The 12920-nt window shown below is 72.6% G+C and carries 11 protein-coding genes and 1 tRNA gene; 4 read left to right on the top strand and 8 right to left on the bottom strand.

What is annotated here, in order from left to right; genetic code table 11:
• Nucleotides 1-24 precede the first annotated feature (24 nt).
• Nucleotides 25-876, top strand: a complete 852-nt coding sequence (locus ACIDOF_RS19500; protein ID WP_409007208.1) for a spermidine synthase — start codon at nt 25-27, stop codon at nt 874-876.
• Nucleotides 877-1113: 237 nt separating this feature from the next.
• On the opposite strand, the gene ACIDOF_RS19495 is transcribed toward ACIDOF_RS19500, so the two are convergent.
• Nucleotides 1114-1656 (bottom strand): hypothetical protein, encoded by a 543-nt coding sequence (locus ACIDOF_RS19495; RefSeq protein ID WP_409007207.1) that lies wholly within the window; start codon nt 1654-1656, stop codon nt 1114-1116.
• A gap of 89 nt (nt 1657-1745) precedes the next feature.
• Here ACIDOF_RS19495 and ACIDOF_RS19490 point away from each other — a divergent pair, with 89 nt between their 5' ends.
• Nucleotides 1746-2468, top strand: a complete 723-nt coding sequence (locus ACIDOF_RS19490; protein ID WP_409007206.1) for a response regulator transcription factor — start codon at nt 1746-1748, stop codon at nt 2466-2468.
• Nucleotides 2465-3865, top strand: a complete 1401-nt coding sequence (locus ACIDOF_RS19485; protein WP_409007205.1) for an ATP-binding protein — start codon at nt 2465-2467, stop codon at nt 3863-3865. The genes ACIDOF_RS19490 and ACIDOF_RS19485 overlap by 4 nt, the downstream gene beginning before the upstream one ends.
• Before the next feature lie 142 nt (nt 3866-4007).
• Here ACIDOF_RS19485 and ACIDOF_RS19480 read toward each other — a convergent pair whose 3' ends face one another.
• The 4 genes from ACIDOF_RS19480 to ACIDOF_RS19465 form a co-directional block, all read right to left on the bottom strand.
• Entirely contained in the window at nt 4008-5501 is a 1494-nt protein-coding gene (locus tag ACIDOF_RS19480) for a GH1 family beta-glucosidase (protein WP_409007204.1), read from the bottom strand.
• 89 nt (nt 5502-5590) lie between these two features.
• Entirely contained in the window at nt 5591-6454 is an 864-nt protein-coding gene (locus tag ACIDOF_RS19475; RefSeq protein WP_409007203.1) for a carbohydrate ABC transporter permease, read from the bottom strand.
• Nucleotides 6451-7470 carry a carbohydrate ABC transporter permease gene (locus ACIDOF_RS19470; protein ID WP_409007202.1) on the bottom strand — a complete coding sequence of 340 codons (1020 nt, stop codon included), beginning with the start codon at nt 7468-7470 and terminating at the stop codon, nt 6451-6453. Before ACIDOF_RS19470 ends, ACIDOF_RS19475 begins: the two co-directional genes overlap by 4 nt.
• A 3-nt stretch (nt 7471-7473) precedes the next feature.
• Nucleotides 7474-8793, bottom strand: a complete 1320-nt coding sequence (locus ACIDOF_RS19465) for an extracellular solute-binding protein (protein WP_409007201.1) — start codon at nt 8791-8793, stop codon at nt 7474-7476.
• Nucleotides 8794-9068: 275 nt separating this feature from the next.
• Between ACIDOF_RS19465 and ACIDOF_RS19460 the strand changes: the two genes are divergently transcribed.
• Nucleotides 9069-10124, top strand: coding sequence for a LacI family DNA-binding transcriptional regulator (locus ACIDOF_RS19460; RefSeq protein WP_409007200.1), 1056 nt, complete (start codon nt 9069-9071; stop codon nt 10122-10124).
• A 105-nt stretch (nt 10125-10229) separates the two neighbouring features.
• On the opposite strand, the gene ACIDOF_RS19455 is transcribed toward ACIDOF_RS19460, so the two are convergent.
• From ACIDOF_RS19455 to ACIDOF_RS19445, 3 genes are all read right to left on the bottom strand, one after another.
• Nucleotides 10230-10302, bottom strand: a tRNA-His gene (locus tag ACIDOF_RS19455).
• Between the two features lie 104 nt (nt 10303-10406).
• On the bottom strand, nt 10407-11009 hold the full coding sequence (gene orn, locus ACIDOF_RS19450) for an oligoribonuclease (protein ID WP_409007199.1): 603 nt from the start codon (nt 11007-11009) through the stop codon (nt 10407-10409).
• A gap of 5 nt (nt 11010-11014) precedes the next feature.
• On the bottom strand, nt 11015-12223 hold the full coding sequence (locus tag ACIDOF_RS19445) for a helix-turn-helix domain-containing protein (protein WP_409007198.1): 1209 nt from the start codon (nt 12221-12223) through the stop codon (nt 11015-11017).
• Between the last annotated feature and the right edge of the window lie 697 nt (nt 12224-12920).

Raw genomic sequence — 12920 nt, 5'->3', positions numbered from 1 at the left:
CCGGCGGGCGTCGATAATGGGCGGATGGCCAGAAGGAAGCGCGACGCGGAAGCCGTCGTCGAAGAGGTGGACGGCGGCCTGGCCGAACTCCTCCCGGACCCGGACCGCCCGCGCGCGTGGACACTGCTCGTCGACGGCGCCCCGCAGTCCCACGTCGACCTCGACGACCCCGCGTACCTCGACTTCGCGTACCAGCGCCGCCTCGGCCACGTCGTCGACCTGATCGCACCCGCCGGGAAGCCGGTACGTGCCGTGCACCTCGGCGGCGGCGCCTTCACCCTCGCCCGGTACGTGGCGGCGACCCGGCCACGCTCCACCCAGCAGGTCGTCGAGCGGGACGCGGCCCTCGTGCAACTCGTGCGCCGCGAACTGCCGTTGGACCCGCAGGCGCGGGTGCGGGTGCGGTCCGTCGACGCGCGCGAGGGCCTCGCCCGGATCCCGGACGGCTGGGCCGACCTCGTGATCGCCGACGTGTTCAGCGCCGCGCGCACGCCCGCGCACCTGACGAGCGCCGAGTTCCTCACCGACGTACGGCGGGTCCTCGCGCCCGGCGGGCACTACGCCGCGAACCTCGCGGACGGGCCGCCGCTCGCCCACCTGCGGCGGCAGATCGCCACCGCCGCCGGGCTCTTCGCGGAGCTCGCGCTCGCGGCGGATCCCGCGGTGCTGCGGGGGAAGCGGTTCGGCAACGCGGTGCTGCTCGCGTCCGACCGGCCGCTGCCGGTCGCCGAGCTGACCCGGCGGATCGCGGGGGATCCGCATCCGGGGCGGGTGGAGCACGGGGGTGCGGTGGTTGCTTTTGCCGGGGGTGCGGTGGCTGTCACTGACGCCACGGCGTCCGCGTCGCCGGCTCCGCCGCCGGGGGTGTTCCGGTAGGGCGGGGGTTGTTCCCCCGCGCCCCTCTTCGGGGCTGCGCCCCCGGGTTGTTTTTCGGGTGCCGCGCTGTTGTGGCTGGTCGCGCAGTTCCCCGCGCCCCTTTCAGGGGCTGCGCCCCGGGGTTGTTTTTCGGGTGCCGCGCTGTTGTGGCTGGTCGCGCAGTTCCCCGCGCCCCTTTCAGGGGCTTCGCTGGGCGGGCAGTCCCGCGTCCTTTCAGGGGCCAACAGGGGCCTTCGTTCAGCGTTCGTCTGTTTCCACTCGGGGGGCGTGGTCGTGCCAGGTGCAGAAGACCGAGATCTCGCGGTCGCCCTGGGTGAAGGTGACGCGGATCCACTGCTCTTGTTTCCACACCTGCATCTGCCAGCCCGCGTCCGGCGTCGCCGAGACCAGTTCCGCCGAGGACGGGCCCATCTCGAAGGCGACCCGGCCGCCCGCGACGGTGTAGCTCTTCACGTCGCCCGCGGGCGCGCCCCCGCCCTGGTCGCCGCTCGGCTTCGGCTTCGGTTGCGGCTTCGCGGACGAGGGGGCCTCGTCCGGCGCGGACGAGTTCGACGGACTCGACGGCTTCGACGGGCTGCCCGCCCCACCGCCCGGCTCCGGCGTCTCGCGCGGGCGGTGTGTGGACGCCGCCTGCGGCTCCGCGGCCGTGATCGGCAGGGCCCGGGGACGGTCGTACGCCGTGCCCGACATCACCGTGTGCACACCCCACCAGGACAGCGTGACCGCCGCCCCTGTGGCGAGCGTCCACGCCAGGCCGTGTACGAGTCCTCGTCGCTGCATCGCGGGCCATACTGCCCCATGCGCCGGGGCCCTGTCCCGGGGCCTTCGGCCCGTGACCGCCGTCCCCCGCATGGCGTACGGTGCCGCCCATGGCAAGTGTGCTCGTCGTCGAGGACGACCAGTTCGTGCGCTCCGCCCTCATCCGGCACCTGACCGATGCCTCCCACACCGTACGGAGCGTCGGCACGGCCCTGGAGGCGCTGCGCGAGGTCGCCCATTTCCGCTTTGACGTGGTGATCCTCGACCTCGGACTGCCCGATCTGGACGGGTCCGAGGCGCTGAAGATGCTGCGCGGCATCACCGACGTACCCGTGATCATCGCCACCGCGCGCGACGACGAGGCCGAGATCGTACGGCTCCTCAACGACGGCGCCGACGACTACCTCACCAAGCCGTTCTCCGTCGAGCACCTCTCCGCCCGCATGGCCGCCGTGCTGCGCCGCGCCGGGTCCGGGGGCGCCGCCGAGGCCCCGTCGTCGCGGGTCATCCGGGTCGGCGGGCTCGCCGTCGACCCGCTGCGCCGCCAGGCCGAGCTCGACGGCACGCCCCTCGACCTCACCCGGCGCGAGTTCGACCTGCTCGCCTTCCTCGCGGGCCGGCCCGGCGTCGTCGTACCCCGCAAGGAACTCCTCGCCGAGGTCTGGCAGCAGTCGTACGGGGACGACCAGACCATCGACGTCCATCTCTCCTGGCTGCGGCGGAAGTTGGGGGAGACGGCGGCGCGCCCGCGCTATCTGCACACGCTCCGCGGGGTCGGCGTCAAGCTGGAGCCCCCGGAGCCTCCGCAGGCCGGGGTGGAGCCTCCGCAGTGAGATGGGCCCTGGTCAAGGTGTGCCTGGCCGTCACCACGATGGTCGTCGTCGCCTTCGCCGTGCCGCTCGGCCTGGTGATCCGCGAGATGGCCGCCGACCGCGCCTGGTCCAACGCCGAGCGCCAGGCCGCCGCGATCGGGCCCACCCTCTCCATCACCACCGACCGGGACCAGCTCACCCGGGCCGTCGCCTCCACCCAGGCGGGCGCCGACGGGCGGATGGCCGTCCACATCCCCGCCGTCGGCCAGGACCCGGCCCTGGAGGTCGGCCGGCGCCGGGCCGCGCAGGCCGACCTGGACCGGACCCGGCAGATCGCGAGCCCCTCGATCGCGGACGCCCCCGACGGCAAGGCGCTGCTGCAGCCCACCGCGCTCGGCTCCGGCGAGATCGCGATCGTCGAAGTCTTCGTGCCCGAGCGGGAGTTGAGCAACGGCGTCACGACGGCCTGGCTCGTCCTCGCGGGCGTCGGCGTCGCGCTGATCATCGGCTCGGTGGCGGTCGCGGACCGGCTCGGCGTACGGCTCATCCAGCCCGCCGAGCGGCTCGCGGGCGCCGCGCACGACCTCGGCGAGGGCAAGCTCACCGCACGCGTGCCCGAGGACGGGCCGACCGAGCTCAGGCAGGCCGCCGCCGCGTTCAACGCGATGGCCGACCAGGTGGTCCGACTCCTCGCCAACGAGCGGGAGTTGGCCGCCGACCTGTCGCACCGGCTGCGTACCCCGCTGACCGTCCTGCGGCTCAACGCGGCCTCGCTCGGCGAGGGTCCCGCCGCCGACCAGACGCGGGCCGCGGTCCAGCAGCTGGAGTCCGAGGTCGACACGATCATCCGCACCGCCCGCGAGGCCAAGCCCAGCACGGTGACCGCCGGGCCCGGCGCCGGGTGCGACGCGGCCGAGGTGATCCGGGAGCGGATGGCGTTCTGGTCGGCGCTCGCCGAGGACGAGGGGCGCGAGGTGCGGGTCGCGGGCGTCGAGCGGCCCGTACGCGTGCCGGTCGCGAAGGGCGACCTGACCGCCGCCCTGGACGCGCTGCTCGGCAACGTCTTCCGGCACACCCCGGAGGGCGCCGGGTTCGCGGTCGACGTGCACAGCGCCGGGGACGCGGTGATCGTCCTCGTCTCCGACGCCGGGCCCGGCATCCCCGACCCGGAGGCCGCGCTCGCCCGGGGCAGCGGCAGGGGCGACACCGGCTCCACCGGCCTCGGCCTCGACATCGTCCGCCGCCTCGCCGAGTCGACCGGCGGCGACGTCCGCATCGGCCGCTCCGTCCTGGGCGGCACGGAGGTTCGCCTGTGGCTCCAACTCGCCCCCAACGCCCCGTCGTCGGGCCGCCGCGGACACCGGGGCCGGGTACGAGGGCGCAGGCGCTCTGCGAGCACAACAGGTGCGCCCCGATAGGGGCGCGGGGAACTGCGCGAGCGACCACGACGGCGGGACAGCCGAGAGACGGCCTGGTTTTCAGGGGCGCGGGGGAACTGCGCGACCAGCCACGACGGCGCCGCACCGGATCGACGACCCACCCACCCCCGAAGGGGACCCCTCAAGCGGGGGCGACGGGGAGCTCCCCGTTGGACGCAACCCCCGCATACCACCGCGCACTGGACTTCGGCGTCCGCACCTGCGTCCCGTAATCCACATGCACCGCCCCGAACCGCTTGCTGTACCCGTACGCCCACTCGAAGTTGTCGAGGAGGGACCACAGGAAGTAGCCGCGGACGTCCGCGCCCGCCCGCATCGCCTCGTGCACCGCCGCCAGGTGGGCGTGGAGGTAGCGGATGCGGTCCGGGTCGTGGACGCGGCCGTCGGCGTCCACGACGTCGTCGTACGCCGCGCCGTTCTCCGTGACGAACAGCGGGACGCCGGGCGCCTCGGCGGTGTAGCGGGTGAGCAGCTCGACCAGGCCCGAGGGGTCCACCGCCCAGTCCATGGCGGTGAGTTCGCCCGGCGCCCGGTGGAACGCCACGTCGTCCGCGCCCGGCCAGGGCGAGTGCGCGCTCGCGTTGTGCCCGTCCTGCCGCGGCGCCGACGGATCGCCCGCGGCGGACACCACGGCCGGCGTGTAGTAGTTGATGCCGAGGAAGTCCAGCGGCTGCCGGATCGCCGCCGGGTCCTCGGGCCGTACGAACGACCAGTCCGTGAGGGACGCCGTGTCCGCGAGCAGGTCGGCCGGGTAGGCGCCCTTCAGGAGCGGGCCCGTGAACACCCGGTTCGCGAGGGCGTCGATGCGCCGCCGCGCCTCCAGGTCCTCCGGCGCGTCCGTGCGGGCCCGTACCGCGCTCGGGTTGAGGCAGATCCCGACCTGCGCCCGGCCGGGGAGCTCGGCCCGCAGCGCCTGCGCGCCGAGCCCGTGCGCGAGGTTCAGGTGGTGTGCGGCGCGCAGCGCGGCGACCGGGTCGGTGCGGCCCGGGGCGTGCACCCCGGACCCGTACCCCAGGAAGGCGCTGCACCACGGCTCGTTGAGCGTCGTCCACCGCTCGACCCGGTCGCCGAGCGCCTCGGCCACGATCCCCGCGTACTCGGCGAAGCGGTACGCCGTGTCCCGCTCGGGCCAGCCGCCGCCCGCCGCGGAGCCGCTGCGGAAGGACGTCTCCAGCTCCTGCGGCAGGTCCCAGTGGTAGAGCGTGACCATCGGCTGGATGCCGTACGCGAGCAGCTCGTCGACGAGCGCCCGGTAGAAGTCGAGGCCGCGCTGCACGGCGGGGCCGCGTCCGGTCGGCTGGACGCGCGGCCAGGACACCGAGAACCGGTAGGCGCCCAGGCCGAGTTCGGCCATGAGCCGGACATCCTCGCGCCAGCGGTGGTAGTGGTCGCAGGCCACGTCCCCGGTGTCGCCGCCGAGCACCTTGCCCGGCGTACGGCTGAAGGTGTCCCAGATCGACGGCGTCCGGCCGTCCTCCCGCACGGCCCCCTCGATCTGGTACGCGGCGGTCGCGGTGCCCCACAGGAACCCGGCCGGGAACCGGCGCGCACCGTCGGCGGCGGGCGAGGGGAGGGGCGAGGCGGCAGAGGCTGAGGCTGAGGCTACTGAGGTCACGGGAGCGCTCCCAACGTGTCGTACGGACAGACGGAGTTGCTGCATACGGAGGTGCTGCACAGGGGAGGTGCTGCACAGGGAAGGCGGGTTCAGCCCTTGACCGCGCCCTGCATGATCCCCCCGACGATCTGCTTGCCGAAGACCACGAAGGCGAGCAGCAGCGGCAGCGTGCCGAGCAGGGCGCCCGCCATGATCACCGACTGGTCGGGGATGTAGCCGCGGCCGAGCCCGGTCAGGGCGACCTGCACGGTCGGGCTGCCGTTCTGCGTCAGGGCGATGATCGGCCAGAAGAAGTCGTTCCAGGCCTGCACGAACGTCAGCATGGCGAGCACGGCCATCGCGGGCCTGGCCGCCGGGAACACGATGTGCCAGACCACCCGCAGGCTGTTCGCCCCGTCCACCCGGGCCGCCTCGATCAGCTCGGTCGGCAGCGCCTGCAGCAGGTACTGCCGCATGAAGAACACCCCGAAGGCGGTGACGAGCGTCGGCAGGATCACGGCCTGCAGATGGTCCGTCCACTGCAGCTCGGCGACGAGCATGTACAGCGGTACGACGCCGAGTTGGGGCGGCACCATCATCGTGGCGATCACCAGCAGCATCAGCAGGTTCTTGAACCGGAACCGCAGCTTGGCGAAGGCGAACCCGGCGAGCGTGGAGAACAGCACCGTGCCGACGGCGATCGAACCGGCCACGACCACGGTGTTGAGCAGCGCCGTGCCCATGTTCGCGTCGGTCCAGGCGATCTCCAGGTTCCTCCAGAGGTTCCCGCCGAACCAGAACGGCGGCGGCGTCTGCGCGAGCCGGGTGTTGTTCCGGGACGCGGCGATCGCCGTCCACACCAGCGGGAACAGCGAGACCGCGGTGAACACGATCAGCACCGCGTACGTCCACCGCCCGCCGTGCAACTGCCGTCCCGCACGGGACGACGACTTCGGGATTCTCACGCGGCTCATGCGGACGCCCCCTCGCTCTTGCGCAGCCGGCGGGCGATCAGCCAGTTGACCGCGCCGATCAGGAGCAGGATCAGGAACATCGTCCACGCGATGGCCGAGGCCCTGCCGAGGTGCAGATTCACCCAGCCCTGCTCGTACAGGTACAGGCCGAGGGTCTGGAACTGGTGGCCGGCGCCGCCGCTCGCGCCCGCGCTGCCGTTGAACAGCAGCGGCTCGCCGAACAGCTGCATCGCCCCGATCGTCGACACCACGCAGGTGAACAGGATCGTCGGCCGCAGCGAGGGCAGCGTGACATGCACGAACTGCTGCCACCGCGAGGCCCCGTCGAGCGCCGCCGACTCGTACAGATCGGCCGGGATGGACTGCATCGCGGCCAGGTAGATCAGCGCGTTGTAGCCCGTCCAGCGCCAGATGACGATCGCGGACACCGCGAGCTTCGACGTCCACGTGCCGTTCTGCCAGTCGACGCCGTCCCAACCGACAAGCCCCAGCGCCCAGTTGATCATCCCGTAGTCCCGCCCGAAGAGCAGCACGAAGACGAGCGTGGCCGCGGCCACCGAGGTGGCGTACGGGGTGAGGGCCGCGACCCGGAAGAACATCGAGCCGCGCAGCCGGTAGTTGAGGAGATGCGCGATGCCGAGCGCCATCAGCAGCTGCGGGACCGTGGAGAGGAGGCCGATCGTCACCGTGTTCTGCAGCGCGTTCCAGAAGAACTGGTCGTCGAGGAGCCGCGAGAAGTTCCGCAGGCCCACCCACTCCATCTCCGTCGGCGCGGTCAGCTCCACCCGGTGCAGCGAGGCCCAGCCGGTGTAGAGCAGCGGGAACAGCCCGAACGCGGCGAAGAACGCGAAGAACGGCGCGATGAACGCGTACGGGCTCCACCGCATGTCCCGCCGGTAGCGGCGGCTGCGCCGCGCGCGGGCCCGCGCCTCGGCCGTCTGCCCGGCCGCGAGCTTGGCGGGCGCCGCGCCCTCCTCCGTGCGGGAGGGCGCGGCCGCCTGGTACTCACTGGCCATCGGTCACTGGTCCAGGGCGTTGTCGATCGCCTTCACGGCGGCCTTCCAACCGGCGTCGGGCGAGGTGCCCTTCTGGTCGACCTGGAGCATGCCGACGTCCGCCAGGTTCTGCGCGATGATCAGGTCCTTCGGCCCGAGGATCTGCACCGGCGCCCCCTCGGCGGCCTTCGCGAAGATCTTCCCGATCGGGGCGTCGCCGAAGTACGCGTTCTTCGACCCGGCCACCGCCGGCAGGTCGTACGCGGCCGAGGCGCTGGGGAAGCTGCCCTGCTTGTCGAAGAGCTTCGCCTGCTGCTCGGGCGCGGTCAGCCACGCGGCGAGCTTCGCGGCCTCCTCGGTGTGCTTGCCGGCCTTCGGCACGGTCAGGAACGAGCCGCCCCAGTTGCTCGGCTTCGGCGCCTGCGCCACGTCCCACTGGTCGGCGCCCTTCTCGCCGGACTTGGTCTTGATGTAGCCGAGCATCCAGGCCGGGCAGGACACGGTCGCGAAGCTGCCGTTGGCGTACCCCTGGTCCCAAGTGGGCTGGAACTGCTGGAGTTTGGCGGTCAGGCCGGACGTGGCGAACTCGGCGGCGAGGTCCCAGGCCTCCTTGACGCGCGGGTTGGACTTGTAGACGACCTTGCCGTCCTCGTCGTAGAAGCGCTCTGCGTAGCTGCCGGTGACGGCGGCCATCACGCCCGCCGCCGAGTCCACGAACGCCTTGCCCTCGGGGGCCTTCTTCTGGAACTTCTTGCCGACGTCCAGGTACTTCTGCCAGTCGCCCGCCCACAGCTCGCCGACCTCGTCGCGGTCGGTGGGCAGCCCGGCCTTCGCGAACAGGTCCTTGCGGTAGCAGATCCCCTGCGGCCCGATGTCGGTGCCGAGCCCGACGGTCGCCCCGTCCTTCGTCGTCCCCTGCCGCCACTTCCAGTCCAGATACGCGGACTTGGAGACCCCGGGCGTCTTGCTCAGGTCGACGAGCTTGTCGGACTGGGTGGCGACGATCTCCGCGATGTTGTTGACCTCGACGGCCTGGATGTCGGCGAGCCCGCTGCCGGTGCCGAGGTGGGTGAGCAGCTGCGGGTAGTAGTTCTCGTTCCGCTCGATGGACGTCTGCTTGATGACGATGTCGGGGTTCTTCTTCATGTACTCGTCGTAGAGCCCGGCCTCCTTCAGGCCGAACACCCCGAAGACGCCGACGGTCAGCGTGGTCTTCCCGGCGCCGTCGCCGCCGGTCGTGCCGCCGGGTTCGCCTGGGTCCTCGGCGCAGCCGCCGAGGAGCGAGACACCGAGGGTGACGACGGCAGCCAGAGCCACCGCCCGCGTGCGGGTCGTGGTGCGCATTGCGTCCTCCAATGTGCCCAGAGGTGCCGGAAAACGTCCAACTTCTGTCAGCAGCACGGCAGTTGGAGCAGCGGCTCGGGCGGGGAACGTGCGGGTTGTGTATGCGACAGGTAGGGTGGGAGCGCTCCCACCGTGATGTGTTGAAGCGTTGCGGCTCCCCAGGGGGGTGTCAAGACGCCGGACGTCGGGAGTTCGTTCGGTTATCCGGCTGTTAGGTTCCGCTCGGCGGGTTTCCGGCGGCGGCCGGTGCGGTGCGGGCACAGGGGAGGCAGGCGATGGCGGTGCGACAGCCGCGGGGCAGAGGCGGGCGGCGGCCCACGCTGGAGCAGGTCGCGGAACGCGCGGGCGTCGGCCGCGGCACGGTGTCCCGGGTGATCAACGGCTCGCCCCGGGTGAGCGACCACACGCGGGCCCTGGTCGAGGCGGCCGTCGCGGAGCTGGGGTACGTGCCGAACACGGCGGCGCGGGCCCTCGCCGCGGACCGTACGGACGCGATCGCCCTGGTCGTGCCCGAGCCGGAGCGCCGCTTCTTCGCGGAGCCGTACTTCTCGGAGATCATCCAGGGCGTCGGCCAGGCCCTCGCCGAGACGGAGGTGCAGCTGCTGCTGACGTTCGCGGGCGGCGACCGGGAGCGCAGGCGGCTGGCGCAGTATCTGGGCGCGCAGCGGGTGGACGGGGTGCTGCTTGTCTCGGTGCACGCGGACGACCCGCTGCCCGATCTGGTGGATCAGCTGGGCGTCCCGGCGGTGATCAGCGGCCGGCGCAGCGCCGACGAGGAGCTGCCGTCGGTGGACTCGGACAACTTCGGCGGCGGCCGGGCGGCGGTGGAGCATCTGCTGGCCCGCGGCCGGTCCACGATCGCCCTGATCACGGGCCCGCTGGACGTGTACGGGGCGCGCCGCAGGCACGAGGGGTGTGTGGCGGCCCTGGAGGCGGCCGGGCGGCCCCTCGACCCGGAGCTGGTCGCGGAGGGCGATTTCACGGAGGAGGGCGGCCGCCGCGCGATGGCGGAGCTGCTCGCCCGCCGCCCGGATCTGGACGCGGTCTTCGCGGGCTCGGACGTGATGGCGGGCGGCGCCCGGCTCGTGCTGCGGGAGGCGGGCCGCCGAATACCTCAGGACGTGGCGCTGATCGGCTACGACGACTCGGTGATCGCCCGCCACATGGAGCCGGCTCTGACGAGTGTGCGGCAGCCGATCGCGGAGATGGGCCGGGAGATGACGCGGCTGCTCCTGGACGAGATCGCGGCCCGGGCGGCGGACGGCGTCGGCGCGGGGGAGCGGCGCCAGCTGGTGCTGCCTACGGAGCTGGTGGTCCGGGACTCGACGTGAGGCGGGGCGGGGCCCGGCCTGCCGGGGGGCGGGTCCCGTGGGCGGCGGAGCGGCCCCGTAAACGCATCAAGGTCCGGGCCTTTCGGCCCGGACCTTGATCCTGAGGGTGAGTGACGGGACTTGAACCCGCGGCCACCTGGACCACAACCAGGTGCTCTACCAACTGAGCTACACCCACCATGACCGGTCGTTTTCCCGACCGGCCGAGAAAAAGTGTACAGGGTCCGAAGGGGTGCTCGCGCCCGCCTTTTCTCCGGCCGGGAAAAGGCGGGCCCGTGGCGGCTACTCGGCGGGCAGCACGTACTTCGCCGCGATGGCCTTCGCCGTGTCCGAGTCCGGGCCGGGCTGCGGGACGAAGATCGCCTCGCGGTAGTACTTCAGCTCGGCGATGGATTCGCGGATGTCGGCGAGGGCCCGGTGGTTGCCGTTCTTCTCCGGGCTGTTGAAGTACGCCCGCGGGTACCAGCGCCGGGACAGCTCCTTGATGGAGGAGACGTCCACGATGCGGTAGTGCAGGTAGTCCTCCAGGGTCGGCATGTCCCGCAGCAGGAAGCCGCGGTCGGTGCCGACCGAGTTCCCGCAGAGCGGGGCCTTGCCGGGCTCCTTGACGTGCTCGCGTACGTACGCCAGGACCTGCTCCTCGGCGTCGGCGAGGGTGGTGCCGGCGGCCAGCTCGTCGAGGAGGCCCGAGGCGGTGTGCATGCTGCGCACCACCTCGGGCATCGTCTCGAGGGCGGCGTCCGGCGGGCGGATCACGATGTCCACGCCTTCGCCGAGCACGTTGAGCTCCGAGTCGGTGACCAGCGCGGCCACCTCGATAAGTGCGTCGTCCGTCAGCGAGAGCCCGGTCATCTCGCAGTCGATCCACACCATGCGATCGTTCATGCGTCTCACCCTACGGGGCGTTCCCGCTGACCGGGGAGCGTCGCGCGGGCGGCCGCGTACAGCTCGGGGCCGTGCCTGCCGGTGTCCGCCGAGGCGGTCGCGCCGGGCAGGCCGAACGTGCTCGCCGCGGCGGTGCGCCGGCTCTGCGCGGGCAGCGGTCCGGGCCCTTCCACCACGTCGGCCGGCTTCTCGCTCTGCGGCCTGCGGGCGCGGTACGCGGCCCGGTAGGCGGCGGGCGAGGAGCCGAGCTGGCGGCGGAAGTGGCCGCGCAGCGCGACCGGCGAGCGGAACCCGCAGCGTCCGGCGACCTCGTCGACCGAGTAGTCGGAGGTCTCCAGGAGCCGCTGGGCCTGCAGGACCCGCTGGGTGATGAGCCACTGCAGGGGTGCACTGCCGGTGAGCGAGCGGAACCTGCGGTCGAAGGTCCGCCTGCTCATGTACGCGCGGGCGGCGAGCGTCTCCACGTCGAACTGCTCGTGGAGGTGCTCCAGGGCCCAGGCGACGACCTCGGCGAGCGGGTCGGCGCCGATCTCCTCCGGTAAAGACCTGTCGAGGTAGCGCTCCTGGCCGCCGCTGCGCCGGGGCGGCACGACGAGCCTGCGGGCGAGCGCCCCGGCGGCCTCCGTGCCGTGGTCGGTGCGCACGATGTGCAGGCAGAGGTCGATGCCGGCGGCGGTGCCCGCGGAGGTGAGCACGTCCCCGTCGTCCACGAAGAGTTCGCGCGGGTCGACGTGGACGGACGGGTAGCGCTTGGCGAGCGTCGGCGCGTACATCCAGTGCGTGGTGGCGGGGCGGCCGTCGAGCAGGCCGGCGGCCGCGAGGACGAACGCTCCGGTGCACAGGCCGACGATGCGGGCGCCCTCTTCGTGCGCGCGGCGCAGCGCGTCGAGTGCCTCCTCCGGCGGCGGCGAGGTGATCGAGCGCCAGGCGGGCACGACGACCGTGCCGGCGCGCGCGATGGCCTCCAGGCCGTGGGGCGCGGAGAGTTCGAGTCCTCCCGTGGTGCGCAGCGGGCCGTCCTCGCCCGCGCACACGAGAAGTCGGTACCGCGGCACTCCGGCGTCCTGGCGGTCGATGCCGAAGACGGAGAGCGGTATGGAGCTCTCGAAGATGGGTCCGCCGCTGAACAGCAGCACGGCGACGATTTCCCTGCGCCGACGCCCGGAGAGCTTGCGCACGGCGCCCTCCGGTGCGGCTGCGGAGTCATGGCTCACGGTGCTAAGCCCCCCTCGGTGGTCGCGGCGCCCCTCACTTGCCGGGCCTGTCGCTCTTGCACACTGCTTCTAGACTTCACAGCCCCTCGGTCCTGCACGAGTCCCCCGCCCAGACGGTCATGATCGAATCTACTGTGTCCCGTAGCGTCCTCGTGACCAGTTCAGCACCAGGCTCAATGTCGACAATGCAACGTGGCGTGAATGGTTCGGTCACGAAGCGTGGCAGTCAGGGGCGTTCCGGTGCGCCGCACGGAGGGGCCGAGCCCGCTCCCCGTAGGGGAAGTGGGTACTTCTGGGGGCTTTTAGCGCTGGTGGTACGGGTGGCGGGAGCCCCCTGGACCACGCGCGGCGCGCCGTCGGCAGTTTGGCTGAAAAGCAGCGGAAGGGCTCGGCTCATTCACGTCCACGCCCCGACTGCTTCAAGCCGCGCGCCGGTCGGCGCCGTGCGAGCCCCCTGCGCCCGGCGCGGAGGATTCGCTCCGCTTCGCGTTCTGTTCCGCGAGCAAACTGGCCGTGCTCCGCTCCGACCTGCGCAAGAGCATCCGGCATACTCCGCTCACCGCGACGAGTCCGAGCGCGGCCCCGGCGGCGCCGCCCAGCGACGTGCCGCACACGACGAGGGCGACCGGGACGAGCACACAGCTGAACGCGGCCCAGCCGGCGACGCCGGGCGCGGGGGAGCGGGACGGACGAGCGG

Origin of the sequence: Streptomyces sp. Da 82-17 (genome assembly GCF_046098215.1) — a bacterium.
Lineage (GTDB): Bacteria > Actinomycetota > Actinomycetes > Streptomycetales > Streptomycetaceae > Streptomyces.
Note: the sequence above shows the minus strand (reverse complement) of the source record. Positions and strands in the feature narration are given on the sequence as shown.